This is a genomic window from Isoptericola croceus, from assembly GCF_029382255.1.
Classification (GTDB): Bacteria; Actinomycetota; Actinomycetes; order Actinomycetales; family Cellulomonadaceae; genus Isoptericola; species Isoptericola croceus.
In genome coordinates, this window is sequence record NZ_JARLLG010000001.1 from 398809 (window position 1) to 423529 (window position 24721).

The window sequence follows — 24721 nt, forward strand, 5'->3', positions numbered from 1 at the left end:
TCGGGAGATAGGCTCGAGGGGTGAGCAGCACCAGCCCCGAGTCCACTCCCGAGCAGCCCGCCGAGCAGCCCGCCGAGCAGCCGGAACCGGACGAGCACCTGCTCGTCGACCCGACCCGCGTCCGGCGGGCCCCCCGGTACCGAGGGTTCTTCTCCGTCGGTGCTGTCGTCGGCATCGTGGTCGGTGTGGTCCTCGGCGTGTGGCTGTCAGGTATCGCCACCGACGCCGGGTCGAGCCTGCTCAAGCCGGGCGTCTTCGTCTCGGTGATCGTGCTGGGGACGACGGCGTTCTTCGTGCTGCTGGCGGGCGCTGTCGCGCTGCTGGCAGACCGTCGGAGCCTGCGCCGCAGGTGAGAGGGGCGGAGGTCCGCGCCGCCGTCTGTGGGATACTCGGAGCATGCCTCTGCGCCCTGACGGCCGTCTGAACCACGACCTCATGCCCGGCGAGAAGGGGCCGCAGGACGCCTGCGGTGTCTTCGGTGTCTGGGCTCCCGGAGAAGAGGTCGCGAAGCTCGCGTACTTCGGCCTGTACGCGCTGCAGCACCGCGGACAGGAGTCCGCCGGCATCGCCACCAGCAACGGTGAGCAGATCCTCGTCTACAAGGACATGGGACTGGTCTCGCAGGTGTTCGACGAGACCGCGCTGAACGCGCTGACGGGCCACATCGCCGTCGGGCACTGCCGCTACTCCACGACCGGTGGGGTGACCTGGGAGAACGCCCAGCCCACGCTCGGCGCGACGGCGTCCGGGACCGTGGCTCTCGGGCACAACGGCAACCTCACCAACTCCGCCGAGCTCGTCGACCTCGTGGCCGAGCGCTACGGCGCCCAGCGGCGCGGCGAGCTCGCCCGTGGCAACACGACGGACACCGCGCTCGTCACCGCACTGCTCGTCGGCGACGAGGACCACACGCTCGAGCAGACGGCGCTCGAGGTGCTGCCGCGTCTGCGCGGCGCCTTCTCCCTGGTCTTCATGGACGAGCACACGCTGTACGCCGCCCGTGACCCGCAGGGCGTGCGACCGCTCGTCCTGGGCCGCACCCAGCGCGGTTGGGTCGTCGCCTCGGAGACGCCTGCCCTCGACATCGTCGGGGCGTCGTTCGTGCGGGAGATCGAGCCGGGCGAGCTGATCTGCATCGACGACGACGGTCTGCGGTCCACACGGTTCGCCGAGCCGGAGCGTGCCGGCTGCGTGTTCGAGTACGTCTACCTGGCCCGTCCCGACACCTCGATCAACGGCCGGCCGGTGCACGCCGCGCGGGTCGAGATGGGGCGCATCCTGGCGCGCGAGCACCCGGTCGACGCGGACCTGGTCATGCCGGTCCCGGAGTCGGGGACGCCCGCGGCCGTCGGCTACGCCCAGGAGTCCGGGATCCCGTTCGGGCAGGGCCTGACGAAGAACGCCTACGTGGGGCGCACCTTCATCCAGCCGTCCGACACCCTGCGCCAGCTCGGCATCCGCCTCAAGCTCAACCCGTTGCGCGAGGTGATCCGCGGCAAGCGGCTCGTCGTGGTGGACGACTCCATCGTGCGGGGCAACACCCAGCGGGCCCTGATCCGCATGCTGCGCGAGGCCGGGGCGGCCGAGGTGCACGTGCGGATCTCGTCGCCGCCGGTGAAGTGGCCGTGCTACTACGGCATCGACTTCGCCTCCCGGGCGGAGCTCATCGCGAACGGGCTCACGCCGGAGGAGATCGGCCAGTCCCTCGGCGCGGACAGCCTCGGCTACATCTCGACCGAGGGCATGATCGCCGCCACCGAGCAGCCCTCGTCCCAGCTCTGCGCCGCCTGCTTCACCGGGAAGTACCCGATCGAGCTCCCCCAGGAGCACCAGCTCGGCAAGTACCAGCTCGAGCAGGCGGAGCTGCCCCTCGGCGCGCCCGAGGACGGCCTCTCCCAGCTGTCCGTGGGCGTCGGCGGGCAGACCGCGCTCGACCATCCCTGACGATCCCCTCGACGCCCCGCGACGGACACCCGTCGTGACCGCGCCACCCGCACCACACCAGGAGCCTGCCGCCGTGACTGATGGACTGACCTACGCCGCCGCCGGCGTCGACACCGAGGCCGGTGACAAGGCCGTCGAGCTGATGAAGGACGCCGTGCGTCGGACGCACGGGCCGGCCGTCCTGGGCGGCGTCGGCGGGTTCGCCGGCCTCTACGACCTCTCGGCCTTCCAGCGGTACCGCAAGCCGCTGCTCGCCACCTCCACGGACGGGGTCGGCACCAAGGTGGCGATCGCCCAGGCGCTCGACAAGCACGACACCATCGGGTTCGACCTGGTCGGCATGGTGGTCGACGACATCGTGGTGGTCGGTGCCGAGCCGCTCTTCATGACCGACTACATCGCCACCGGCAAGGTGGTGCCGGAGCGGGTCGCCGACATCGTGCGGGGTATCGCCCAGGCCTGTGAGGTCGCGGGCACCGCCCTGGTGGGCGGCGAGACGGCGGAGCACCCCGGCCTGCTGGCTCCCGACGAGTACGACGTCGCGGGTGCCGCCACCGGGATCGTCGAGGCGGACGCCGTGCTGGGCCCGGAGCGGGTCCGCGCGGGCGACGTCCTGATCGGGATGGCCTCCAGCGGCATCCACTCCAACGGTTACTCGCTGGTGCGTGCGGTGATCAAGCACGCCGGGTGGGCGCTCGACCGGCACGTCGAGGAGTTCGGCCGGACCCTCGGTGAGGAGCTGCTCGAGCCCACCCGCGTCTACGCGAGCGACTGCCTGGCACTGGCCCGGGACGAGGCGGCGCAGGTGCACGCCTTCACGCACGTCACCGGGGGAGGCCTCGCGGCGAACCTGGCCCGGGTGCTCCCGCAGGGACTCGTGGCGACCGTCGACCGGTCCTCCTGGGAGGTGCCCGCCGTGTTCCGGACGGTGCGCGAGCTCGGTGACGTGCCGCGCGGTGACCTGGAGAACACCCTCAACCTCGGCGTCGGCATGGTCGCGGTGGTCGGCGCGGACGGCGTCGACGCGGCACTCGACCGGCTCCGCGGACTCGGTGTGGAGGCATGGACGATGGGCACGGTCGCCGACCAGGACCCCGCGGGCTCGACCGAGGGCCTCGTGGTGGGGACCAAGGGCGTGCACGCCGGCGCGGTCCGGCTCGTCGGCGACTACCGCTGACGGCCACCCGCCCCTCGGACGCACGAAGGGTCGGACGGCGTCAGCCGTCCGACCCTTCGATGTCCGTGCTGGAGGTGGAGCAGAGACTCAGCGGCGGTCGCCGTCGTCCCACGTGACGTAGCTGTTGTCGTACTCGGAGTCCGCGCTGTCGCTCCAGCGGTCCTCGGTGACGACGTCGGTCGACTGTCCAGCCTTGAGCTCTTGCTCCAGCGCGTGGTAGTTCGTCTCGGGGCTGTAGTACTTCAGCTCGCGAGCAACCTTGGTGTGCTTAGCCTTCTGACGGCCCCGGCCCATGGCTCCGACCCCCTCAACGTAAGAGCGGGGCGGCTACGTCGCAGACGTGCGGCCCCGAGAGAAGATTTCGTCTGTTCAGGTTCCAACGGTACATGCTGTGACGGCATTCCCTCCACTCGGCACGGCGACGAGGACGGCCCGATCGGCCGCTGGTCAGGTCGCGGGTGCCCGGGTCGTGACCGATGTCACGTGCGACGACGCCCGCCGTCGGGCGCTCTGGCGTCGTGAACCGGACCGACGGGGCGATGAGGACCTGACGCCCGCAAGCCGCTCCTCGGTTCAAGTCGCCTCAATCCCGCTTTCTGCACACAATGGAACGACACGGCCGTGGAACTTTTGGGCGCCGCCCGAACCGGTCGGGTACCAGGAGGTGCAGGGGATGTCGTTCCATGGTGACTCCGAGGTCCTGTTGACACCTGCCGAGGTCGCCAGCCTCTTCCGTGTCGACCCGAAGACAGTGACGCGCTGGGCCAAGGCGGGCAAGCTCTCGTCCATCCGGACGCTCGGCGGGCACCGGCGCTACAAGGAGTCGGAGGTCAGAGCGCTGCTCGGTGCCGCTTCCGAGGCGGCCGAGGCCGAGGCGGCGGCGAACGCCGCGGCTGCCGAGCAGGGCACCGACGACCGCAAGCGATGAGCTGTCGGCCCGAGCCCGGGCCGACGCCCATCGCCTGATCAGCGGCGGATCGCGCGGACGACGAGGATCGCGACGGCGGCCGTGCCGACGGCCACGGCGCCGAGCAGGAGCTTGGCGTTGCGCGATCGGGTCGCGTCCTGCGTCGGAAGTCCGTTCCCTGAGAGCATCTCGCCCACGTCGGCTGCGGCCTGCTTCGCCCCGTGACCGAGCCGGGCCGCCTGGTAGGACGGTGACAGCCGCGTCGTCAGCTCGTCGAGGGCGTCGCCGAGCTCGCGCCGGGCCTGGCGCACCTGCGCCTCCAGCTCGGACCGGCTCATGCTGGCGGTGTCGTCCGCCCGGACGGTGCTCGACTCCTTCGATGCGTCCGTGCTCATCGCCCGATCCCCTCCTTGAGCGCGGTGACGTCGTCCTTGACGCGGTCGATCGTCTCCGGCTTGCGGGCGGCCTGCTTGAGCTGACGGATCGCGATCAGGACCATCAGTGCGGCGAGCAGGATCATCGCGACCCCGACGACGAGCGCCGAGAGCCACAACGGCCAGGCCTCGCCGAGGCCGAGGATCGCCGACCAGATCAGAACACCGACCGCGTAGAGCACGATCACGAGTGCCGCCGCCAGGAGTCCCACGCCGATGCCGGAGCGCTTGGCCTTCTCGGCGAGCTCCGCCTTCGCCAGCGCGATCTCCGCGCGGACCAGGCGCGTCGCCTGCTCCGAGAGCTGTTCCACGAGCCGGCCCATGCTGGGAGGCCGGTCTGCCGGTGGTGCCTGCCCGTCGTCCCAGTCCGTCATCGGCTGCTCCGATCCTCGACGAGTATGTGCGTGCGGTCCCACTCAACCCGTCCTGACTGGTCCAGGCAATTCCAGGGGCTCGGCGGCGCGCCCCCGGTCCCGGGGCTGCCGTCGTCGCCGGGACGACGAAGACCCCCGGGCTGCTGCCCGGGGGTCTTCTGCGGTGGCTCCGACCGGCGTCGATCCGGTGACCTTTCGATTTTCAGTCGAACGCTCTACCAACTGAGCTACAGAGCCTTGCCGTGACACGAAAGCCCGGGGCGCCGTTGCCGACGAACCGGGCGCATCATGCGCGACCCTGACGGGACTTGAACCCGCGACCTCCGCCGTGACAGGGCGGCGCGCTAACCAACTGCGCTACAGGGCCAAGATCGGTGGTGAAACTTCCGATCGAGGAGCTCTTTTCGAGCCGAGGAAAAGCGTACCCCATGGTTGCCTGGATCCTAAAATCGAATCCTGACCAGGGATGATGTGCTGACGCTGTGCCGCGGGCGTGACCTGGGCCACGCCGTGCACGACCCAGCGTCGGGCCGAACTTCCCTCGAGTACCCCCAACGGGATTCGAACCCGTGCTACCGCCGTGAAAGGGCGGGGTCCTAGGCCGCTAGACGATGGGGGCCGGTCGAGACAGCATACCGGGGCCGCCGAGGTGGTGGATCTGCTGCCGACCGGAACTGTCGTGGGAGAGGATAGACGACGTGGTGGAGATGTCGCGCGAGGACTTCGAGTCAGCCGTGTCGGAAGGGCTGGACCAGGTGCCGGCCGAGCTGACGAGGCTCATGGACAACGTCGTCGTCCTCGTCGAGGACGACGCCCCGGCAGACGACCCCGGGCTGCTCGGGCTCTACGAGGGCGTACCGCTGACCGAGCGGGGCGAGGCGTGGGCCGCAGGCTCGTTGCCCGATCGGATCACCATCTACCGCAACCCGACCCTCGCGTTCTGCGAGTCCGTCGACGAGGTGGCCGAGGAGGTCGCCGTCACCGTGGTCCACGAGATCGCGCACCACTTCGGTATCGAGGACGACCGCCTGCACGCCCTCGGCTGGGGCTGATCGCGCGGATCAGCGCTCTCAGTCGAGCGGCTCGTACTCCCAGTGCCAGGCCTCCGGCTTGCGCCCGTCGGCACGGGCCCAGTCCGGGTTGTCCCAGCCGAAGGCCGGCGCGTTCTTGCGCAACCACTCGTACTGCGGGGAGCCGAACGACTCGACCCCGTCGCCCAGGTCGACCGCCACGCCCAACCCGTGGTTCGAGTGGCCCGGGACGGCCGCGAGGTAGCCCTTCGACGCCTTCGTGGCGACCTGCTCCGGGTAGGAGCGGTACGAGTCGTTGATCGACAGGTGCTGGCCGAACTTCGCCTGGTAGGCGGTGTCGAGCCGCTCGAGCTGGGCGGCCGCGTCGCAGCGCAGGGTCTCGCCGACGGCGAACGAAAGCTCGCACATCGCGTCGGAGGGGATCCGTCCGTTCTCGTAGCCGGCGACCGAACGCGCCTGCTTGGCGAGCTTCTTGGCCGCGTCGGCGGCCTCGTCCTGCTTCGCCGCCAGGGTCTCCGCCGGGGTGGGGGGTACCGGTGCCGCCTCGATCTCGACGGTGCTCTCGACGTCCTGGACCAACGCCGTCAGCTCCTCGGTGGCCTCGGCGAGCGCGTCGTCGGCCTCCTCGGGCCCGGTCGTGCCGGTCTCTGTCGAGCTCACCTCGTCCTGGGCCACCTCCTCTGCGGGCCCGGGGACGGGCAGGGTGGGCAGTGCCGTGCGCTCGCCGGACCGGGAGGCTGCCTGGTCGTCGCGGGCCAGCAGGAGGCCGGCGACCTCGTCGGCCTGAGCGATGAGCCGCTTCCGCTCCTTCTTCGACACGGACGTCGACTCCGCGGCGACCTCCTTCGCCCGCTGGAGGGCGACGGTCGCCGCGACGGTCGCGGCATCCGGGGTGTCCGGGGTGTCGGCGGAGCCGGGGGTGGGATCACCCGCGGTGGTGGGCTCGTCCGTCGGGGCGGACTCCACGACGGGGGCGGTGCCGGTCTGGTCCGTGTCGCCGCCCAGCGGGCCCACGGCCGTCGCGGTGCCGGCCGTCAGGGCCAGGAGGGCCGTGGCGGCGATGATCCCGGAGCGGGACCTGCGCGCGGTGTGGGTGGTGCGGTGGGTGCGTGGTTCGAAGTGTCTGCCGGACTTGCGGGTCGTGCGCAGGCGGGGCAGGGTGAAACGACGTCTGGTCAAGGGTGTTGTCCTCGGGTGTCGGGGCCGCCGTCCATCGTGGTACCCGGTTGTGACCGCACCCTGGAGCCGTCGCGAGGGTTGGCGGACCATCTTGCGTGGGACGTGAGGACCGTCGGTGAAGATCGGGACACAAGCCGCGCGCTGCCCGATATTCCCCCGTGTGAGCGCGAACACATCCGGATCGTGGGACGTGTGGTCCCGTGCCTCGTGCATCCGGCGCCCCCGGGATCGTGCTGACCAACACTGCCGACATGAGCCCCGCACCCGTCACCGTGTCGATCCACCGTGTGGTGAGCCCGGAACGGGTACCCGACGTGACGGCGTGGGTGCAGTCGGGCGTGAACCTCGCGAACCGGTGGCCGGGCTTCCTCGGATCGGGCTGGATCCGCGCCGCCGAGGGGTCGCGGGACTGGGTGATGCTCTACCGCTTCGCCGATGCCGACCGGCTCGACGCGTGGGAGGGCTCCGAGGAGCGCCGGGCGTGGCTCGCCCGCGGGGAGCACCTGGTCACCGAGCGGGCCGTCACGAAGCGGACCGGCATCGAGGGGTGGTTCGACGAGCCCGTGCGCCAGGACGAGCCGTCGGGACCGCCGCTGCGCCACGCGCCCCCGCGCTGGAAGCAGTCGGTCGCGATCTGGCTCGGGTTCTTCCCCGTGAACCTGGCGTTCACGGCGCTCGTCGCCTGGCTGCTGCCGGCCTTCCGGGAGCTGCCGCTCCTGCTGCAGGTGCTCGTCTCGACGCTCGTCCTCACCCCGATCATGTCGTTCTGGGTCCTGCCGTGGGTGACCGGCCACCTGCAGGGGTGGTTGCACCGTCCGCCGCGGGGTCGCTGAGGTCCGGCCGCGTCGGCCCACAGCGCGTACCCAGTAAGCGCTCCCTAGGGTGGAGGCATGTTCCTGGACGGCGATCCCGCCTTCGATGAAGGGACGGTCGAGTCGACCGTCAATCTGACCCTCACGCTCGCCTGGGCCGCGGCCGCCCTGGTGGCGGCGTACGTCGTCGTGACGTTGCTGTCGGTGCTCGTCCGGCGCTTCGCACGCCGCCGCCCCCTGCTGAGCGATCTCGCGACCCGACTGCGTCGCCCCATGCGGGTGCTGCTCATGATCGTCGCCGTGTGGGTGGCCTTCCGGCTCTCGGCGCACGAGGACGAGGCGTGGTTCCCCTTCCTCCAGCACGGCCTGCTCATCGCCACGATCATCGCGGGCGCGTGGCTGGTCGGTGCCATGGCGTTCGTCGTCGAGGACCGCACGCTGGCACGCACGAGCGTCGCCTCGAACGACCGGCACGCGCGCCGGGTCCAGACCCAGATCTCGATCCTGCGCCGCGTCACGGTGGCGGTCATCGTCATCATCGCCATCGCCTCCGTCCTGTTGACCTTCCCGAACATGCGGGGGGCCGGTGCCTCGATCCTGGCCTCGGCCGGTGTGCTGTCAGTGGTGGCCGGTCTCGCCGCGCAGTCCAGCCTCGCCAACACCATCGCCGGCATGCAGATCGCCTTCACGGACGCCATCCGCGTCGACGACGTCGTGGTGCTCGACGGCGAGTTCGGCCGCATCGAGGAGATCACCCTCACCTACGTCGTCGTGCACGCCTGGGACGACCGCCGGCTCATCCTGCCCAGCACCTACTTCACGACCACGCCGTTCGAGAACTGGACCCGGCGCGCCGCCGACCTGCTCGGCACCATCGAGGTCGACGTGGACTTCAACGTCCCCCTGCCCGCGATGCGCGCCGAGCTCGACCGGCTGCTCGAGGCGTCCCCCCTCTGGGACCGGCGCATGGGCATCCTGCAGGTGACCGCCGCGACGGGCGGGATGGTTCGGGCCCGCGCGCTCGTCAGTGCTGCCGACGCCGGCTCGCTGTGGGACCTGCGCTGCCACGTCCGCGAGGGCCTGGTGGAGTGGATCCAGCGCGAGGCCCCCTACGCCATGCCGCGCCGCCGCTACGAGGACGCCGTCGCGCTGCCCGACGGCGGCGCTCGGCCGGCAGCGGACTCCCCGGCCGAGCCGGAGCCCGCCGAGGAGGTGCCGATCAGGCTGCCGGTCGCCGTCGAGCCGCCGGCGAGCGCCGCGTCCGCCGCCTCCGCGCCGGCCCCACGGGTCGGTCGCCGCCCAGGCAAGCCGGTGGTGGTGCCCGGGCGGTCGGGCACCGGCAAGCCCCGCCGCCCGTCCGTGCTCGACCGGCAGCCCGCCCGCGCCGGTGTGCCGCCGTCGGGCCCGGGCCCGGGCGAGACCGTGGTGCTCGGGGAGGTGCCCGCCCCCCGGCGCGGCGTGGACGAGACCACCGTCATGCCGCCCTCTCAGCCCGCCGGGCTCTACAGCGGCAGCGAGGAGGCCGAGGCGCGGCGCGAGAACTTCGAGGGGCCCGGCCAGGAGGCCATCGAGGAGCGCGAGGCGATGGCCGAGCGCCGGATGACCGGCGAGATCGAGCTGGACGACGACGGCGAGGCGCGTCGTGCGTCGCGCGGCACCGCTCGGAACAGGCTCGCCCCGGACTCCGGCGAGGGTGGCCCGACCGACGGGCCGGGTGACGGCGCGGGTGACGGCGGTGGCGGTGACGGCGGCGGGCCGTAGCCCAGGCCGTCAGCACCAGTCAGCGCAGCACCGCACCCGCCCGCCCTGCGAGCCAGCCGCGCAGCTCGCCCGGCCGGTCGGTGATGATCGCGTCCACACCGGCGGCGACCAGCCCTTCCCACTCGCTGGTCTCGTTGGACGTCCACGGCATGACGCGCATGCCGCGGGAGTGCGCCGTGGTGACCAGGCCGGGATCGGCGAGCACGGCGGCCACGGACGGGTTCACGGTGACCACCTCGAGCCTCTCCGCCACGGCGAAGAGGTCCGCCGGGGCGGCATCGCAGAGGAACCCGCGCGGCAGGTGCGGCGCCGCCGTGCGCAACGCCTCGACGGTCTCCTGCGAGAAGCCCTGGACGACGGTGCGCCCCGCCAGGCCGGCGGCGTCGATCGCCGCGATCGTGGGCGCCAGCTCCTCGGAGGCCCACAGCCCCTTGTACTCGCACAGCAGGTCCATGCCGGGCCGGGCCGCGAGGAACGTGATCGCCTCGGCGAACGTCGGGATGCGCTGCCCGCCGTACACCGGGGAGAACCGGGACCCGGCGTCGAGACCCCGGACCGCGGCGGCGTCGAGCGCCTCGACCGCTCCGACGCCGTCGGACACCCGGTCCACGATCGGGTCGTGGATGACCACCGGGACACCGTCGGCAGTGCGGCGCACGTCCAGCTCCAGGGCCGGAGCGCCGGCCCGCCAGGCCGCCTCGAAAGCGGCGAGGGTGTTCTGCGGGGCGACGGCGCAGTAGCCGCGGTGCGCGACGACGACGGGTCCGGACGGGTGGGGCGCGTCGGGCAGGAGCGTGGTCACTCGGCCCATCCTGTCGTGCGGGAGGGAACGAGGCCAGCAGTGCCGGCGGACCGGTCGTGTCTGGTTCTGATCGTTCGGGTGGCGGCTCTGGGCAGACGGGTGATGGTGCCCGAGACGCGGAGATCCCCCCACGAAGGAGTGCGATGAGCGACGAGGTGACGACCGCTCTCGACCGCACCGCGGTCGACTACACCCCCTGGACCTTTCACGAGTCCGCCGGTCCCGAGCAGAAGGCCCGCCAGCGTTTGGTTCCTCGCGGATCTCGCCGGGTCAGCGGTGAGCTCGGCTACCGCCCGCGCGGCGTCCACCGACCGGAACCGGGTACCGACGGACGTCCAGGGTGGGCCCCCCGGGGATCGAACCCGGAACCCGCGGATTAAAAGTCCGCTGCTCTGCCAGTTGAGCTAGAGGCCCGCCGTCGCCCGGTGGACGGGCGGTGGCTGCGGGTCAGCCTACGCGGACGGCGTGCTCGATGGGATCCGTGTCGAGACGGGTGCGATGTGCTTCACAGCGGGCCGAAGGGCAGGGTACGCCCGCCACCGGGCCGCCGCACCCCTGCCTCTCGACCTCCGAGAGATCGTGTGAGGATTCCGTCCCCGCGTTGCACGATGCCCCCCGGTACTGCTTCGGTGGAGAGGTCGCGTACCCGACGAGAGGAGCAATCGTGCTCACCGTGACGGACAACGCCCGCACTGCCGTCGAGTCCCTGGCTCAACAGGCCGGTGTGCCCAGTGAGGGAGGTCTGCGCATCGCGCAGTCCCCCGACCAGCCGGGGAACTTCGAGCTCGCGCTCGTGCCCGCCCCGCAGCCCGACGACGCGGTCGTCGAGGACACCGGCGAGACCAAGGTCTTCGTCGACAACGAGGCTGCCGGCGCCCTGGACGCGCTGCAGCTCGACGCCGAGCCCTCGACGGAGGGCCCGGGATTCGTGCTCACGCCTCAGCAGGCCTGAGCGCCACAGCCTGACCGACGGCGGGTCGCCCCCTGGTGGGCGGCCCGCCGTCGTGCTGTCCAGGCGGGCGCGACGACAGCATGGCGACCTCGGCCGATCTGCGACACGCTGGGTCCGGCGCCGCGAGGTCCGCGGCCTTGACGGAGGTGACAGGTGTCGGCATCAGGGGGAGCGCGGGGAGCGGCCCACCGTGCCCAGCACAGCTCCGGGCTGCGAGCCCTCGCCCGCGCCGGGTACGCGGCGTCGGGCGTGGTGCACCTGCTGATCGGGTGGCTGGCCGTCCGGCTGGCCTTCGGGTCGTCGTCGGGCAGTGCGGACGAGTCGGGTGCCTTCCGCGAGCTGGCGAGCACGACGGGCGGGACGCTGATCCTCTGGGCGGTGACCGTCGGTCTCGCCGCCCTCGCGCTGTGGCAGCTCGCCGTGGCCGTGGTGGGGGACCCGGGTGCCGACGACGCGAAGGCGGCCGGCGCCCGCGTCAAGGCCGCCGGCAAGGGTGTCCTGTACGGGGTCCTGGCCGGCACGGCAGCCCGCTACGCCACCGGAGCCGGCGGGGGAGGCGGTGAGCAGGAGAGTCTCACCGCGACGCTCCTGCAGGCTCCGGCGGGCCGGTGGCTCGTCGTCGGCGTGGGGCTGGCGATCGTCGGCGTGGGTGTCTTCCACGTGGTCAAGGGGTGGCGCAAGACGTTCCTGCACGACCTGCACGGCAGCGGCGGCGGCACCGTCGCCGCGGCCGTCGAGCGGCTCGGGCAGGTGGGGTACGTCGCGAAGGGGGTGGCGCTCGCCGTCCTGGGCGGGCTGTTCGTCGCGGCCGGCGTCACGCACGACGCGGACAAGGCGGGTGGCCTCGACGACGCGCTGCGCACCATCCGGGAGCAGCCGTTCGGGACGGCCCTGCTGGTCGTCACCGGCGTCGGCATCGCCGCGTACGGCGTCTACTCGTTCGCCCGCGCCCGGTACGCGAGGCTCTGACCCGGCCGGTCGCCGTCAGGCGGAGACGGGCCCCACGATCCACCCGGCACCGAGGACGAGGCAGCCGAGCGTGACGAGCGCGAAGACGACCACCCAGACGATCCCGGGGACTCCCGTGAGCTTTCCGAGCTGGTCGGCGTCGGAGGTACGGGCCCGGCGCCGGGCTCGCTGGGCCTGCAGCTCGAAGACGGGTCGCACCGAGCCGAGCAGGAGGAACCAGGTCACCGCGTAGGCGACGGCGGACTGGGTCTCGGGCTGCAGCCACCACGAGACGCCCACGAGCGCGGCACCGCTGACGAGCACCGACCACAGCCCGAACCAGTTGCGGATCTTGAGCAGCAGCAGCGCGAGCAGCGCCACCAGCAGCCACAGCAGCCCGACGGCGTAGCCCGCCCGCAGCAGCCAGGCCGCGCCGAGGCCTACCAGACCGGGGCCCACGTAGCCCGCGAAGGCCGTCAGAATCATCCCGAGCCCGCGCGGTCGCCCGGCGGTCACGGTCAGGCCGGAGGTGTCCGAGTGCAGGCGGATCCCGTCCAGCCGGCGCCCCGTGAGCATGGCGACGACGGCGTGCGCCCCCTCGTGCGCGATCGTCACGACGTGCCGCGCCACCCGCCACACGGGGTTGACCACGACGACGGCGAGCGCCACCAGGGCGACGGCGAGCACCCAGGTCTGGTCGGGCGGGTCCACCGGCGTGGTGGCCGCCGCCCAGATCTGTCCCAGCACGTCACCGACGGTCGCGAAGAAGTCGTCCACGCCGCACATTGCACCACGCCCGGCCGAGCACAGGTAGGGGTCGGGTTGGGGACAACCTGCGTCGGCGTGCAACACTGTCCCCGAGAGGGCAGCGCGATCCCGCGCGCCCCACGTCGTGGAGATCCCCCCGGATTGCGTGCGGCGGACCCCGACCCGGACGTCGTGCGACGTCCCCAGAGAGGCTATCTGTGACTGCGTTGACCTTTGCCGATTTCGGCCTGCCGACCCCCGTCGTGAAGCACCTGACGGACGCCGGCATCACCACCCCCTTCCCCATCCAGGCGGCGTCGTTGAACGACACGCTGGCCGGGACCGACGTGCTCGGTCGCGGCCGCACCGGGTCCGGCAAGACGCTGGCGTTCTCGCTGCCCGTCGTGACGCGCCTGGCCCGTCAGACGGCGGAGGCCAAGTCCGCCGGGCGCCGGGCCCTGCGCTCCGCCGCGCCCCGGGCGCTCGTGCTGTGTCCCACCCGCGAGCTCGCCAACCAGATCGACGCCGTCATGAAGCCGATCGCCCAGGCGCTCGGTCTGCGCACGACGACGATCTTCGGCGGCGTGGCGCAGTCGCGTCAGGTGACCGCCCTCAACCAGGGCGTGGACATCGTCATCGCCTGCCCGGGCCGCCTCGAGGACCTGCTCAACCAGAGGCTCCTCACGCTCGACGACGTCTCGATCACGGTGCTCGACGAGGCCGACCACATGGCCGACCTCGGCTTCCTGCCGGGCGTGAAGCGGATCATGGACCGCACGCCCAGCGTGGGTCAGCGCCTGCTGTTCTCGGCCACGCTCGACAACGGCGTGGACGTGCTGGTCAAGCGATACCTGAAGAACCCGGTCACCCACTCGGTGGACGACGCCGCGGCCCCGCCGCCGCAGATGACCCACCACATCCTCGCGGTGGCCGACAAGGACGCGAAGAAGCAGGTGGTGCACGAGCTCGCCCAGGGCACCGGCCGCCGTGTGCTGTTCATGCGCACCAAGCACCAGGCGAAGAAGCTCGCCAAGCAGCTCACGGCCGCGGGCGTGCCCGCGGTGGACCTGCACGGCAACCTCGGCCAGGGTGCTCGTGAGCGCAACCTCGCGGCGTTCTCCTCCGGCGACGTCAAGGTCATGGTGGCCACGGACATCGCGGCGCGTGGCATCCACGTGGACGAGGTCGAGCTCGTGGTCCACGTCGACCCGCCGGCCGAGCACAAGGCGTACCTGCACCGTTCCGGGCGCACGGCCCGCGCTGGCTCGGTCGGGGACGTCGTGACGGTCATGCTCCCGGAGGAGCGCGGCGACGTGCGCGACCTGACCCGCAAGGCGCGCATCGCGGCGCGCCCGCAGCAGGTCGCCCCGGGAGACCCCGTGATCACCGCCCTGGTCGGCGAGGTCGCGGCCTACGTGAAGCCGGCCCCGCCGGTCGAGCAGCAGCAGCCGGCGCGCAAGAAGCCGCAGGGCCAGCGCTCGGGCGGCGGACCCCGCGCGGGTGGCGGCCAGGGACGGACGGGTGGCTCCGGCTCCGCACCGCAGGGTGCGGGAGGCGGTCGCAACCGCCGTCGTCGTGGTCGTGGCGGCCAGGGCGCCAGCGGTGGCCGCGCGGCCCAGGGTGCCGTACCGAGCGGTGCCCGCGGGCGCCGTTGAGGATCCGTGGACGGCAGGCGCCGGACGGGAACACCACCCGTCCGGCGCCTGTTGACGTCGACATGACGTACGAGGTCACCAAGAGCGAGGACGAGTGGCGTGTCGAGCTGTCGCCGCAGGAGTTCACCGTGCTGCGGCAGGCCGGCACCGAGCGCGCCTGGACCGGTGAGCTCCTCGGTGAGCAGCGCGAGGGCGTCTACCGGTGCCGGGCCTGCCAGCACGAGCTGTTCCGCAGCGAGGCGAAGTTCGACTCGCACTGCGGGTGGCCGTCGTTCTACACGCCCCTGGCAGGGGACCGCGTCGAGCTGATCGAGGACCGGTCGCTCGGCATGGTGCGCACCGAGGTGCGGTGCGCGCGGTGCGGCTCCCACCTGGGCCACGTGTTCGACGACGCCCCGCAGACACCGACCGGCGACCGCTTCTGCATGAACTCGGTCAGCCTGACGTTCGAGCCCGCCACCGACTGAGCGTACGGCGCCCCGACCTGCACCTGGTACGCCGTCCGGGCTCCTGCGGCGCGCTGACGTCACCCGCGGCCGCTACGGTCGGCCCATGAGCGTCGAGACCTCCGCCGTGCCCGACCGCCTCGTCAACCTGCGCGACGTCGGCACTGCCTCCCCGCGGCTGCGGACCGGCGTCCTGCTGCGTTCCGACGCGCCGCACGCCGGTGACGTCGCCCCGCACGACGTCGTGTGGCCGCCCCGTACGGTGCTCGACCTGCGCGACCCCGGCGAGGGTGGGCGCGTGCACCCGCTGCGAGACGTCGCCCGCGTCGTCGGGCTGCCGGTGCTCACCGGCGCCACCCGGACGGAGCGTGCCGGCGACGTCGCCCCGTTCGACCTGGGACGGTTCTACGTCGAGCTGCTCCGCGGGCCCGGCGCGGCGTACCTGGCCGACGGCGTGCGGGCGGTCGCCCGGGAGGACGGGCCGGTGCTGGTGCACTGCACGGCGGGCAAGGACCGCACCGGTGTGCTGGTCGCGATCGTGCTGACGCTGGTCGGCGTGGAGCGGCCGCGGATCATCACCGACTACGTGCGGACCGACCCGAACATGCCGGGGATCATCGCGCGGGCACGGCCCGCCCACCGGACTCGGGAAGCAGAGGCCCACGTGCTCGCTGCCCTGCCTCCGGAGCTGCTCACGGCGCCGCCGCACGCCATCGAGGCGGTCCTCGACGTCCTGGCCGCCTACGACGGCGGCGCGGCGGGGTGGTTCGCCGCGCAGGGTGGCGAACCCGCGACCGTCAGCGCGCTGCGCGAGCGTCTGCTGCGTTGAGGAGCGCTGCGGCCTGCTGGCTCCCCAGCCACGCCACGACGTCGGCCGAGTAGCGGTTCAGCAGGACGGCGAGGGAGGCGACCTCGTCCTTCTCCCACTGCGACAGCGCGTGCTCGAGCATCGAGACGCGAGCGTGGCGTGCCTCCTGGAACCGGGTCGCGCCGTCCTTCGTGAGGGTGATCTGCTGTCCGCGCGTGTCCTCGGGATCGGTCTCGCGGTGCACCAGGCCGAGCTCGGAGAGACGGCTCAGCTGTCGCGACACGGTGGCACGGCCGACGCCGAAGTGCGCGGCGAGGTCGGAGCCGCGGGTACCGGGGTTCATCGCGATGTGCGCGAGCAGGGGGTAGGCCGACGCGTCGAGCTCCGGATGGATGAGGCGTGCCGTCTGCGCCGAGGTGGACTGGGCCCGGCGGATGAGGACACGGACCTCGCGCTCGAGGGCCCCGAACGGATCGGTCTGCGGGTCCGGAGGGGTGGTGCGGGAGGCGTCGGCGACGTGCATGGCCCCATCATGGACTTGTCCGGAGGCCTTCGGGGCCGTCCCAAGGTCACGATTTGGGCGAGACGGCGTTCTGAGCGGGTGAAATGAGCCCCGTAGGCTCGTGGCATGACCGTGAAAGCGCTTCACCGTGTCCCTGACCCTGCTCCCGTGCCGGCCGCGGGGGCACCCGGCTGGATGCGTCCGTTGACCGGGACCGACCTCACCGTGAGTGCGGTCTGCTCCGGCGGGAGCCCGCTCGGCTCCATGCCCGGGGTGTTCGGCTACGACGTCGCCGCCGAGCAGGCCGTGCGGACCGTGCTGGCGGTGCTGGAGTCCCCGGTGCGGTTCCTCGACACGGCCAACGGCTACTCCGACGGCGAGAGCGAGCGCCGGATCGGGCTGGGCCTGGCCGCCTACCGCGAGCGCCACGGCGCGCTGCCGGAGGACTTCGTGGTGGCGACCAAGGTGGACCCGCGCGACGGCGACTACTCGGCGGACCGGGTGCGTCGCTCGGTGGACGAGTCCCGCGAGCGCCTCGGCCTGGACCACCTGCCGCTGGTGCACCTGCACGACCCGGAGAACTTCGACTTCGCGGAGCTGACGGCGCCGGGCGGCGCGGTGGACGCGCTGGTGGCGCTGCGCGAGGCCGGCGAGGTCGGTGCGATCGGCCTGGCCGGGGGGCCGGTGCCCGAGATGCGCCGGTACCTGGACCTCGGGGTCTTCGACGTGCTGCTGGTTCACAACCGGTGGACGCTGGTGGACCGCTCGGCGGGGTCGCTGGTGGCGGCTGCGGCGGCACGGGGGATGGGCGTGCTGAACGCCGCGGTCTACGGCGGTGGCATCCTCGCGCAGCAGACGCCGTTGGCGGAGCGGCCGAGCGCCGTCCGGTACGGCTATCGCCCGGCGCCGCCCGAGACGCTCGCCGCCGTCGACGGCCTGCGGGAGCTGTGCACCCGGTTCGGCACGACGCTGCCGACGGCGGCGCTGCAGTTCTCGGCGCGCGACCCGCGGGTGTCGTCCACGATCGTCGGGATCTCCCGGCCGGAGCGGGTCGCGCAGACCCTGGCGGCCTACGCGACGCCGCTGCCCGAGGAGTTCTGGGCGGAGGTCGAGGGACTGCTGCCCGAGCCGGGGGCCTGGCTCGACGGAGCCTGACCTGCCTGCTGCGCCACGAGGTCGCGTGACCGGCCGAGGAGCCGACCTGCAAGACTGGGCGGGTGAACGACCGACCACGGTTCCGTCGCCCGGCCATGCTCGACCCGCGCGAGGCCGACGAGCTGCCTGGTGCGCTCGATCCCGCGCGGCGTGACGAGATCGCCCACACCACGGCACGCGCCGTCGTCCACGGTGCCCGCGCCGGCGAGGACCCCGAGGTGGTCGCACGGCTGGTCCGTCTTGTCGAGGACGAAGGGCTCGACGTCGTCGCCGAGCTCTGGTCCGACGCCGCGCCGGCCACCCTGCCCGGTGCCCTGTGGCGCCTCTACGCGCTGCGCGAATGGGTCCGGCGCGACCCGCGCACCGTCGGGCTGCGCTACCGGCTGGGTGTGGACGCCGCCCCCGTGCACGAGGTCGTGGCCGGGGTGCCGGGCCCGCCCACGCCGTCGGACCTGCGGGAGCTCGCGGACACGGTGCTCTCCGGGGTGTTCGCCGGGGACCTCGCCGTCGCGCTGGAACGGGCCGCGGCGTTCTGCCGCATCCTCGCGACCGGCGCGGCGTACGACGCCGATGCCCGTGAGGTCGCCGACCCGGAGGGTGCCGCGCGCATGACCCGGGGTGCCGCCGACCTGGTCGGCACCGCCGGCGAGCTCGAGCACGCGGCAGCCCTGTGGCGTGGGAGTTCGCTCGACTAGCGGACCGGCCCGTACGATGGATGCGCGGCGTCGGGCCGCGGTAGCCCCGGGCTCCATCTTCAGCCGCTACGAGCGGCCACGCGCCGAGAGGCGCTCCCGGTCCGGCGTCGCACCTCTGCCCTGACAGGGTCGTGCCACACCGTGAACGGGTCGAGACCCCGTGCACGGCGGGATCTACTCTGTGACTGACCGAGCGTCCTTCCTGACCGGGAGCCTCACGTGCGACTGCGCCTCACCCCGCGCGACACCACCTTCTTCGACCTGCTTGCCGTGCTGGCCGGCCACACCGTCACCGGTGCCACGTTGCTCGCCGAGCTGCTCGGCGCGTCACGTCCGGAGCGCGAGCAGATCGTCGGACGGCTCACCGAGGCGGAGCACGAGGCGGACGAGGCGACGCACTCCATCATGCGGCGGCTCAACAAGACGTTCGTCACGCCGTTCGGCCGCGACGAGATCTACAGCCTCGCGTCCGCGCTCGACGACTGCATGGACGCCATGGACGAGGCCGGTCAGTTGATCGTGCTGTACAAGATCGACGAGCTGCCGATGGCCGTCTCCGAGCAGATCCAGGTGCTGCTGCGCTGTGCCGAGCTGACCGCCGACGCGATGCCGCGCCTGCGCAAGCTCGACCAGCTCCCCGAGTACTGGGTGGAGATCAACCGGCTCGAGAACCAGGGTGACAAGCTGCACCGCACCCTGCTCGCCCACCTGTTCGACCGGGTGGCCGACCCGATCCTGCTGATCAAGCTCAAGGAGGTCGTCGACATCCTCGAGGAGGCCACCGACGCCTTCGAGCGGGTGGCGAACATCGTCGAGACGATCGTCCTCAAGGAGTCGTGAGCGTGGAGCTCGCGCTCGTCGCCGTGGTCGTCGCCGTCGCACTCGGCTTCGCCTACACGAACGGGTTCCTCGACGCGGCGAACTCGGTGGCGACCTCCATCTCGACACGGGCGCTCACGCCCCGCATCGCCGTCGCGATGGCGGCCGCGATGAACTTCATCGGTGCCCTCCTCGGGACCGCCGTCGCCGAGACGATCGCGACGTCCATCGTGGACCTCGACGGGGTGACGCCCGTGGACTCGCTCGTCGTCGTGCTGAGCGCTCTCCTGGGCGCCATCGCGTGGAACCTCGTCGCATGGTGGTTCGGCATGCCGACGTCGTCGACCCACGCCCTCGTCGGAGGTCTCCTCGGGGCCGGGATCGCCGGTGGCATGGCGGTGCACGCCGACGAGATCCTCGACCGGGTCGTGCTGCCCATGCTCGTCTCGCCCGTCGTCGGGTTCGTCGGGGCGTTCGCGCTCATGGTCGCCCTGCTGTGGATCTTCCGGAACGCGGCGCCGTCGCGCGTGAACCGTCGGTTCCGGATCGCGCAGACGGCCTCTGCCGCCGCCGTGGCCCTCGGTCACGGGCTGCAGTCGGCCCAGAAGACGATGGGTGTCGTCTGGCTGGCGCTGCTCACGATCGGCGCGGTGAGCCCGGTCGCCGGGATCCCGCTCTGGGTCAAGCTCGCGGCGGCGACCGCGCTGGCCGCAGGCACGTACGCGGGCGGGTGGCGCATCATGCGGACCCTCGGACGACGCATCATCGAGATCGACCCGGCCCGCGGCTTCGTCGCCGAGTCGGTCTCGGCGATGGTGCTGTACGTCAGCTCGATCGTGCTGCACGTGCCCGTGTCCACCACGCACACCATCACCGCCGCGATCGTGGGCGTGGGGTCCACCCGCCGGCTCTCCGCGGTCCGCTGGGGCGTGGCGCGCAGGATCGCCGTCTTCTGGCTCCTGACCGCGCCTGCTGCGGGGCTCCTCGCCGCCGGGACCACCCTGCTCCTGCTGGGTGCCTTCGGGGGCTGACGCCGGCCGTCCGTCTGATGCCGGCCGTCCGGCGAGGTGCCGGTCAGAAGACGGGCGGCGCGACCCGCTCCGCGGCGACCACCCGTGGCCCCCTGGCCGTGTTGGCGACGTGTGCGACGAGAGCCTCGCCCGGCTCCAGGTAGGGGTCCCGGCGCGGCAGCGCGTTGGCCACCGCGCGGCGCGAGTGCTGCCCGAGCACGTCCAGGACGGTCGGCAGGACGGGGCGGTGCGTGCACAGCACCGACGACCGACCCGCCTCGAGCAGGTCACGCACGGCCGCCGCGACGCGTGCCGGCGACCGCTCGTGCTGCGCCTCGCCGAGGTTGTCGCTGTACTCCGGCCGGACGCCGGAGGCCCGCACGTACGGGTCGATCGTCGTCGCGCACCGCTCCCACCGGCTGGACACGACCCAGTCGACGCCGTAGGCGGCGAGGACCGGGACGAGCGCCGAAGCCTGGGCGTGGCCGATCGGCGTCAGCGGCCGCTCGCGCTCCTGGCCGTACCAGACGCCGCGTGGCAGCGCCCTGCCGTGGCGCACGATGACCACGGCGTGCGTGGCGAGGTGGCCGTCCCGCGCGGCCTCGACCAGGGTGTCCAGGGGGCCACGGTCGGTCGCTCGCGTGAGGCGCTCTCCGGCGACGTCGGCGTCCACCCACTCGTACCGGTCGATCTCCCGCTTGTCCACCGGGGCGACCGGGGCGCGGGCCGCGAGCGGGCGTGCGTCGCCGTCCGAGGCCGCACGGCGAGCGGCCCAGTAGTGCACCCGCTTCACCCGGCCCTCCGGCGTGAGGTACTGCAGGCCGGGGAGGGGCAGCCCGAGCACCACGGCCTTGCCGGTCTCCTCGGTGACCTCCCGGACCGCCGTCGTGGCGAGCGACTCGCCGATCTCGTGCTTGCCCTTGGGCCATGACCAGTCGTCGTAGCGGGGCCGGTGGACGAGCTGGACCTGGACCTTCTTGTGCCGGACGCGCCAGACCAGCGCACCCGCCGTCTCGATCACCGGTGCGTGCTGCACGGAGGTGGCGCCGAGAGGGTCGACGAACGGTGTCGCGGTGCGCAGCGGGCGTGGCGACTGCGAGGCGGAGGTCATCGGTGGCGTCAGCGTGACATGCTGGGACGACGGCGGTGGCGGCGGACGAGCTGCGACTGCAGGTCTGCCAACGGCTCGCCCTGGGGACCGGTCGCCCGCACCCACGAGCCGTCGTGCCGCAGGTGCCAGGAGGCGGTCTCGTCGGACATCGACTCGTTCATCAGCTCCAGGAGCTCCAGGACCTGCCCCTCGTCGGCGATGCGCACCATCGCCTCGACCCGGCGGTCCAGGTTGCGGTGCATGAGGTCGGCCGAGCCGATGAACACCTCGGGGCCCGTCTCGGGCCCCTCGCCGATGGCAGGCCCGGCCGAGTTCGCGAAGGCGAAGATCCGTGAGTGCTCCAGGAACCTGCCCAGGATGGACCGCACCCGGATGTTCTCGCTCAGGCCCGGCACCCCGGGGCGCAGCGCACAGATCCCGCGGACGATGAGGTCGACCTTCGCCCCGGCCTGCGACGCCCGGTACAGGGCGTCGATCGTGGCCTCGTCGACGGCCGAGTTCACCTTGATCTTCACCCACGCCTCGTGGCCCGCCCGGGCCGCCGCGGCCTCGCGGTCGATGCGCTCGATCAGCCCCGACCGGACGGTGCGGGGCGCGACGAGCAGCCGATGGAACCGCGAGCGCGGCGCGTAGCCGGAAAGCTGGTTGAACAGTCGGGTCAGGTCCTGCCCGACGTCCGGGTCGCAGGTGAGCAGGCCGTGGTCGGTGTAGAGCCGCGCCGTCTTCGGGTGGTAGTTGCCCGTGCCGACGTGGCAGTAGCGGCGCAGGCCGTCGGACTCCTGCCGGACCACCAGGGACAGCTTGCAGTGGGTCTTCAGCCCGACGATGCCGTACACGACGTGCACGCCCGCCTGCTCCAGCTTGCGGGCCCACGAGATGTTCGCCTGCTCGTCGAACCGGGCCTTGATCTCCACCAGGGCGAGCACCTGCTTGCCGGCCTCGGCGGCGTCGATGAGCGCGTCCACGATGGGGGAGTCGCCCGAGGTGCGGTAGAGCGTCTGCTTGATCGCCAGGACCTTGGGATCGGCGGCGGCCTGCTCGAGGAAGGTCTGCACCGACGTCGAGAACGAGTCGTACGGGTGGTGCAGCAGGACGTCGCGCTCCCGGATGGCGGCGAACACGTCACCCGGCATCGCGGACTCCACCTCGGCCAGCTGACGATGCGTGGTGGGGATGAACGGCGGGTAGTGGAGCTCGGCCCGGTCGATGTCCGCGATGACGGTGAGCCCCGTGAGGTCCAGCGGTGCGTGCAGCTCGTAGACCTCCTCCTCGACCACGCCGAGCTCGCGGACCAGCAGCTCGCGGATGCGGGGCGAGATGCCCTCGGCCAGCTCGAGGCGGACCGGAGGACCGAACCGGCGCCGCAGCAGCTCCTTCTCCATCGCCTGCAGGAGGTTCTCGGCGTCGTCCTCCTCCACCTCCACGTCCTCGTTGCGCGTGACGCGGAACGTGTGGTGCTCGCGCACCTCCATCCCCGGGAAGAGGTGGTCCAGGTGATGGGCGATGACCTCCTCGAGCGGCACGAACGACTTCTGCGTGCCGCCTCCCTGGGTCGGTGTCGGGGCGCTGGGGCGGCCGCGGTCGTCGACGGCGATGAACCGGGGCAGCAGGGGCGGCACCTTGACCCGGGCGAAGTGCTCCTTGCCGGTCAGCGGGTTCACCACGACCACGGCGAGGTTCAGCGAGAGCCCCGAGATGTACGGGAACGGGTGCGCCGGGTCGACGGCGAGCGGGGTCAGCACGGGGAAGATCTGCTTGCGGAAGAACTTGTGCAGGCGCTGCTGCTCCTTGTCGAGCAGCTCGTCCCAGTGCACGATCGTGATGCCCTCGTCGGCGAGCGCGGGCTGCACGTCACCGCGGAACACGTCGGCGTGCCGCTCCATCAGCCGGTGCGCGTTCTCACCGATGCCCTCGAGCACCTCGCGGGGGTTCAGGCCGGACGCCGCGGTGACGGCGATGCCGGTGGCGATGCGGCGCTTGAGACCCGCCACGCGGACCATGAAGAACTCGTCGAGGTTGGAGGCGAAGATCGCCAGGAACCGGACCCGTTCCAGCAGGGGGAGCGACGCGTCCTCGGCAAGCTCCAGCACGCGCTCGTTGAAGGCCAGCCAGCTCAGCTCGCGGTCGGCGAACCGGTCGTCGGGCAGCTCCGCGAGCTCCGGCGGGATGATCTCCACCTGGTCCTCGCCGTCCTCGGCGATGTGCTCGGCGATGTGTGCGGCGAGCTGGGAGTCCATGCGGCGTGGTCCTGCCTTTGCGGTCGTGCGGGTCTCGGACGTGCTGGCGGTGGCCGCGGCGAGGAACCGTCCGCGGGTGTCGCGCCGCCGGGCGGTGCGCGGGCTGGACGCAGTCATGAGCCCATGTTGGCACCGATTGATGAACGGTGGGTGACGCGCGCGGGATCCGTTCGCCTCAGGAGGTCCGGGCGTACTGGACGTCGATCGCCGCGCGCCCGAACCCGGCGCGGTCGTAGGTCGCCAGTGCGGCGGCGTTGTCCCCGTCGACGTACAGGACGGCTCGCGAGCAGCCCACGGCCGCCAGGTGGTGCAGCCCGGCAGCCGTGAGCAGGGCGCCGAGGCCGTGACCCTGCACGGCCGGGTCGACCCCGACGGCGTAGATCTCGCCGTCGCGTGCGCCGAGCGGCTGGTCGGTGGGCACCTTGGTCCAGATCGAGCCGGCCAGACGGCCGTCCGGGCCCTCGAGCAGCCAGAACCCCGCGGCGTCGAACCACGGCTCGGCCGTCCGCGCGTGCAGGTCGTGCACGGTGAGGCGGCCCTGCTCGGGGTGGTCCGCGAAGGCCCGGGCGTTCAGCGCGACCCACGCCTCGTCGTCGGCCCCCGGCCGGAACGTCCGCAGGCGGTATCCCTGGGGCGGTGCCGGCGCGGCGGGCGCGTCGTCGAGGGGGAGCGCGAGGAGCAGCAGCTCCCGCACGCTCGTGTAGCCGCGCGCCGCGGCGAACGTTCGGGCGGCGGGCAGGTCCCCGTGCGCCCACACGCGCAGCGGCCTGCCTCGTTGGTCGGGGGCGCCGGAGCGGTCGGGCAGGCGGGCGTCGCGCTCGGCGGTGCGCAGCAGGATGCTGCCGATGCCCGTACGGCGGTGGTCGGGGTGGACCACGAGCTCCGCGCTCGCCACGTCACCACCCCGGTCCACCTGGAGGTAACCCGTCGTGGCGCCGGTCTTGGTCTGCACGCGCACGTGCGTGACGTCCGAGTGATCGTCGTCGAGACGCAGCAGCGGCTGCTCCGAGAGCGGGGCCACGCCGTCGGCCTGCTCGGCGGCGGCGGCGAGCGCGCGGACGGCGTCCTGGCCAGCAGGGTCGAGCGGGCCGATCTCGATCGGGGGAACGATGCGCATGGTTCCTAGTGTGCGTGAAGGTTTCCGAGGTTTGTGCCGCCGGCTTGATCGGTGCTGAAGGTCTGCTAACCCGCCGCTCGCCAGAGTGGTGGTTCCGG

Annotated in this window: 26 protein-coding genes and 4 tRNA genes; 16 read left to right on the forward strand and 14 right to left on the reverse strand. The window is 72.5% G+C overall.

Annotated features, from left to right (window positions below; genetic code table 11):
- Positions 1-20: 20 nt before the first annotated feature.
- The 3 genes from PZC42_RS01810 to purM all read left to right on the forward strand — a co-directional run bounded on the left by PZC42_RS01810 (position 21) and on the right by purM (position 3121).
- Positions 21-353: a histidine kinase gene (locus PZC42_RS01810; RefSeq protein ID WP_277207795.1), complete on the forward strand. Its 333-nt coding sequence runs from the start codon at positions 21-23 to the stop codon at positions 351-353.
- A gap of 43 nt (positions 354-396) precedes the next feature.
- Entirely contained in the window at positions 397-1944 is a 1548-nt protein-coding gene (gene purF / locus PZC42_RS01815) for an amidophosphoribosyltransferase (RefSeq protein ID WP_277207797.1), read from the forward strand.
- Between the two features lie 73 nt (positions 1945-2017).
- Positions 2018-3121, forward strand: a complete 1104-nt coding sequence (purM, locus tag PZC42_RS01820) for a phosphoribosylformylglycinamidine cyclo-ligase (RefSeq protein WP_277207800.1) — start codon at positions 2018-2020, stop codon at positions 3119-3121.
- Positions 3122-3208: 87 nt separating this feature from the next.
- Here the strand turns inward: purM and PZC42_RS01825 are convergent, their stop codons facing one another.
- On the reverse strand, positions 3209-3415 hold the full coding sequence (locus PZC42_RS01825) for a DUF3073 domain-containing protein (protein WP_277207802.1): 207 nt from the start codon (positions 3413-3415) through the stop codon (positions 3209-3211).
- Positions 3416-3794: 379 nt separating this feature from the next.
- Between PZC42_RS01825 and PZC42_RS01830 the strand changes: the two genes are divergently transcribed.
- Complete coding sequence (locus PZC42_RS01830) at positions 3795-4049, forward strand: BldC family transcriptional regulator (protein WP_277207804.1); 255 nt, start codon at positions 3795-3797, stop codon at positions 4047-4049.
- Between the two features lie 38 nt (positions 4050-4087).
- Here PZC42_RS01830 and PZC42_RS01835 read toward each other — a convergent pair whose 3' ends face one another.
- From PZC42_RS01835 to PZC42_RS01855, 5 genes are all read right to left on the reverse strand, one after another.
- Entirely contained in the window at positions 4088-4423 is a 336-nt protein-coding gene (locus tag PZC42_RS01835) for a DUF3618 domain-containing protein (RefSeq protein ID WP_277207806.1), read from the reverse strand.
- Complete coding sequence (locus PZC42_RS01840) at positions 4420-4836, reverse strand: phage holin family protein (protein WP_277207808.1); 417 nt, start codon at positions 4834-4836, stop codon at positions 4420-4422. Before PZC42_RS01840 ends, PZC42_RS01835 begins: the two co-directional genes overlap by 4 nt.
- 164 nt (positions 4837-5000) lie before the next feature.
- Positions 5001-5073, reverse strand: a tRNA-Phe gene (locus PZC42_RS01845).
- 56 nt (positions 5074-5129) lie between these two features.
- Positions 5130-5203, reverse strand: a tRNA-Asp gene (locus PZC42_RS01850).
- A 179-nt stretch (positions 5204-5382) separates the two neighbouring features.
- A tRNA-Glu gene (locus tag PZC42_RS01855) sits at positions 5383-5455 on the reverse strand.
- 88 nt (positions 5456-5543) lie between these two features.
- Between PZC42_RS01855 and PZC42_RS01860 the strand changes: the two genes are divergently transcribed.
- A complete protein-coding gene (locus tag PZC42_RS01860) occupies positions 5544-5888 on the forward strand; it encodes a metallopeptidase family protein (protein ID WP_306573719.1) in 345 nt (114 codons plus the stop codon).
- A gap of 18 nt (positions 5889-5906) precedes the next feature.
- Here the strand turns inward: PZC42_RS01860 and PZC42_RS01865 are convergent, their stop codons facing one another.
- Positions 5907-7046: a D-alanyl-D-alanine carboxypeptidase family protein gene (locus PZC42_RS01865; RefSeq protein ID WP_277207813.1), complete on the reverse strand. Its 1140-nt coding sequence runs from the start codon at positions 7044-7046 to the stop codon at positions 5907-5909.
- Positions 7047-7297: 251 nt separating this feature from the next.
- Here PZC42_RS01865 and PZC42_RS01870 point away from each other — a divergent pair, with 251 nt between their 5' ends.
- Together PZC42_RS01870 and PZC42_RS01875 are read left to right on the forward strand one after the other, a co-directional pair.
- Positions 7298-7879: an antibiotic biosynthesis monooxygenase gene (locus tag PZC42_RS01870; RefSeq protein WP_277207816.1), complete on the forward strand. Its 582-nt coding sequence runs from the start codon at positions 7298-7300 to the stop codon at positions 7877-7879.
- A gap of 57 nt (positions 7880-7936) precedes the next feature.
- Positions 7937-9619, forward strand: coding sequence for a mechanosensitive ion channel family protein (locus PZC42_RS01875; protein ID WP_277207818.1), 1683 nt, complete (start codon positions 7937-7939; stop codon positions 9617-9619).
- Positions 9620-9638: 19 nt separating this feature from the next.
- On the opposite strand, the gene PZC42_RS01880 is transcribed toward PZC42_RS01875, so the two are convergent.
- Complete coding sequence (locus PZC42_RS01880) at positions 9639-10421, reverse strand: glycerophosphodiester phosphodiesterase (protein WP_277207819.1); 783 nt, start codon at positions 10419-10421, stop codon at positions 9639-9641.
- A gap of 341 nt (positions 10422-10762) precedes the next feature.
- Positions 10763-10835, reverse strand: a tRNA-Lys gene (locus tag PZC42_RS01885).
- A 250-nt stretch (positions 10836-11085) separates the two neighbouring features.
- Between PZC42_RS01885 and PZC42_RS01890 the strand changes: the two genes are divergently transcribed.
- Together PZC42_RS01890 and PZC42_RS01895 are read left to right on the forward strand one after the other, a co-directional pair.
- Positions 11086-11373, forward strand: coding sequence for a Fe-S cluster assembly protein HesB (locus tag PZC42_RS01890; protein WP_277207821.1), 288 nt, complete (start codon positions 11086-11088; stop codon positions 11371-11373).
- Between the two features lie 153 nt (positions 11374-11526).
- Positions 11527-12342 (forward strand): DUF1206 domain-containing protein, encoded by an 816-nt coding sequence (locus PZC42_RS01895; RefSeq protein WP_277207823.1) that lies wholly within the window; start codon positions 11527-11529, stop codon positions 12340-12342.
- Positions 12343-12357: 15 nt separating this feature from the next.
- Here the strand turns inward: PZC42_RS01895 and PZC42_RS01900 are convergent, their stop codons facing one another.
- Positions 12358-13107 (reverse strand): M50 family metallopeptidase, encoded by a 750-nt coding sequence (locus PZC42_RS01900; RefSeq protein ID WP_277207825.1) that lies wholly within the window; start codon positions 13105-13107, stop codon positions 12358-12360.
- Positions 13108-13286: 179 nt separating this feature from the next.
- Here PZC42_RS01900 and PZC42_RS01905 point away from each other — a divergent pair, with 179 nt between their 5' ends.
- The 3 genes from PZC42_RS01905 (at position 13287) to PZC42_RS01915 (ending at position 15998) form a co-directional block, all read left to right on the forward strand.
- Complete coding sequence (locus tag PZC42_RS01905) at positions 13287-14723, forward strand: DEAD/DEAH box helicase (protein ID WP_277207827.1); 1437 nt, start codon at positions 13287-13289, stop codon at positions 14721-14723.
- 62 nt (positions 14724-14785) lie between these two features.
- A complete protein-coding gene (msrB, locus tag PZC42_RS01910; protein WP_277207829.1) occupies positions 14786-15190 on the forward strand; it encodes a peptide-methionine (R)-S-oxide reductase MsrB in 405 nt (134 codons plus the stop codon).
- Between the two features lie 85 nt (positions 15191-15275).
- A complete protein-coding gene (locus PZC42_RS01915) occupies positions 15276-15998 on the forward strand; it encodes a tyrosine-protein phosphatase (protein WP_277207832.1) in 723 nt (240 codons plus the stop codon).
- Here PZC42_RS01915 and PZC42_RS01920 read toward each other — a convergent pair.
- On the reverse strand, positions 15967-16500 hold the full coding sequence (locus tag PZC42_RS01920) for a MarR family winged helix-turn-helix transcriptional regulator (RefSeq protein ID WP_277207835.1): 534 nt from the start codon (positions 16498-16500) through the stop codon (positions 15967-15969). The genes PZC42_RS01915 and PZC42_RS01920 overlap by 32 nt on opposite strands.
- Before the next feature lie 105 nt (positions 16501-16605).
- Here PZC42_RS01920 and PZC42_RS01925 point away from each other — a divergent pair, with 105 nt between their 5' ends.
- From PZC42_RS01925 to PZC42_RS01940, 4 genes are all read left to right on the forward strand, one after another.
- Complete coding sequence (locus PZC42_RS01925; protein ID WP_277207837.1) at positions 16606-17634, forward strand: aldo/keto reductase; 1029 nt, start codon at positions 16606-16608, stop codon at positions 17632-17634.
- A gap of 95 nt (positions 17635-17729) precedes the next feature.
- Complete coding sequence (locus PZC42_RS01930) at positions 17730-18329, forward strand: hypothetical protein (RefSeq protein ID WP_277209254.1); 600 nt, start codon at positions 17730-17732, stop codon at positions 18327-18329.
- A 219-nt stretch (positions 18330-18548) separates the two neighbouring features.
- Positions 18549-19169: a DUF47 domain-containing protein gene (locus tag PZC42_RS01935; RefSeq protein ID WP_277207839.1), complete on the forward strand. Its 621-nt coding sequence runs from the start codon at positions 18549-18551 to the stop codon at positions 19167-19169.
- 2 nt (positions 19170-19171) lie between these two features.
- The gene (locus PZC42_RS01940) at positions 19172-20179 is read left to right on the forward strand and encodes an inorganic phosphate transporter (protein ID WP_277209255.1); all 1008 of its coding nucleotides are present in this window, start codon (positions 19172-19174) and stop codon (positions 20177-20179) included.
- Positions 20180-20222: 43 nt separating this feature from the next.
- Here the strand turns inward: PZC42_RS01940 and PZC42_RS01945 are convergent, their stop codons facing one another.
- The 3 genes from PZC42_RS01945 to mshD all read right to left on the reverse strand — a co-directional run bounded on the left by PZC42_RS01945 (position 20223) and on the right by mshD (position 24623).
- A complete protein-coding gene (locus tag PZC42_RS01945; protein ID WP_277207841.1) occupies positions 20223-21269 on the reverse strand; it encodes an NUDIX hydrolase in 1047 nt (348 codons plus the stop codon).
- 8 nt (positions 21270-21277) lie between these two features.
- Complete coding sequence (locus PZC42_RS01950) at positions 21278-23506, reverse strand: RNA degradosome polyphosphate kinase (RefSeq protein WP_277209256.1); 2229 nt, start codon at positions 23504-23506, stop codon at positions 21278-21280.
- A gap of 175 nt (positions 23507-23681) precedes the next feature.
- Positions 23682-24623 (reverse strand): mycothiol synthase, encoded by a 942-nt coding sequence (mshD, locus tag PZC42_RS01955; RefSeq protein ID WP_277207844.1) that lies wholly within the window; start codon positions 24621-24623, stop codon positions 23682-23684.
- Between the last annotated feature and the right edge of the window lie 98 nt (positions 24624-24721).

Excerpts from the sequence above, each read along its gene's own strand:
- purF (WP_277207797.1), top strand. The coding sequence starts at position 397 with ATGCCTCTGCGCCCTGACGGCCGTCTGAACCACGACCTCATGCCCGGC.
- PZC42_RS01825 (WP_277207802.1), bottom strand. The coding sequence starts at position 3,415 with ATGGGCCGGGGCCGTCAGAAGGCTAAGCACACCAAGGTTGCTCGCGAG.
- PZC42_RS01830 (WP_277207804.1), top strand. The coding sequence starts at position 3,795 with ATGTCGTTCCATGGTGACTCCGAGGTCCTGTTGACACCTGCCGAGGTC.
- PZC42_RS01835 (WP_277207806.1), bottom strand. The coding sequence starts at position 4,423 with ATGAGCACGGACGCATCGAAGGAGTCGAGCACCGTCCGGGCGGACGAC.
- PZC42_RS01840 (WP_277207808.1), bottom strand. The coding sequence starts at position 4,836 with ATGACGGACTGGGACGACGGGCAGGCACCACCGGCAGACCGGCCTCCC.
- PZC42_RS01860 (WP_306573719.1), top strand. The coding sequence starts at position 5,544 with ATGTCGCGCGAGGACTTCGAGTCAGCCGTGTCGGAAGGGCTGGACCAG.
- PZC42_RS01870 (WP_277207816.1), top strand. The coding sequence starts at position 7,298 with ATGAGCCCCGCACCCGTCACCGTGTCGATCCACCGTGTGGTGAGCCCG.
- PZC42_RS01875 (WP_277207818.1), top strand. The coding sequence starts at position 7,937 with ATGTTCCTGGACGGCGATCCCGCCTTCGATGAAGGGACGGTCGAGTCG.
- PZC42_RS01900 (WP_277207825.1), bottom strand. The coding sequence starts at position 13,107 with ATGTGCGGCGTGGACGACTTCTTCGCGACCGTCGGTGACGTGCTGGGA.
- msrB (WP_277207829.1), top strand. The coding sequence starts at position 14,786 with ATGACGTACGAGGTCACCAAGAGCGAGGACGAGTGGCGTGTCGAGCTG.
- PZC42_RS01915 (WP_277207832.1), top strand. The coding sequence starts at position 15,276 with ATGAGCGTCGAGACCTCCGCCGTGCCCGACCGCCTCGTCAACCTGCGC.
- PZC42_RS01920 (WP_277207835.1), bottom strand. The coding sequence starts at position 16,500 with ATGCACGTCGCCGACGCCTCCCGCACCACCCCTCCGGACCCGCAGACC.
- PZC42_RS01925 (WP_277207837.1), top strand. The coding sequence starts at position 16,606 with ATGACCGTGAAAGCGCTTCACCGTGTCCCTGACCCTGCTCCCGTGCCG.
- PZC42_RS01930 (WP_277209254.1), top strand. The coding sequence starts at position 17,730 with ATGCTCGACCCGCGCGAGGCCGACGAGCTGCCTGGTGCGCTCGATCCC.
- PZC42_RS01945 (WP_277207841.1), bottom strand. The coding sequence starts at position 21,269 with ATGACCTCCGCCTCGCAGTCGCCACGCCCGCTGCGCACCGCGACACCG.
- PZC42_RS01950 (WP_277209256.1), bottom strand. The coding sequence starts at position 23,506 with ATGGACTCCCAGCTCGCCGCACACATCGCCGAGCACATCGCCGAGGAC.
- mshD (WP_277207844.1), bottom strand. The coding sequence starts at position 24,623 with ATGCGCATCGTTCCCCCGATCGAGATCGGCCCGCTCGACCCTGCTGGC.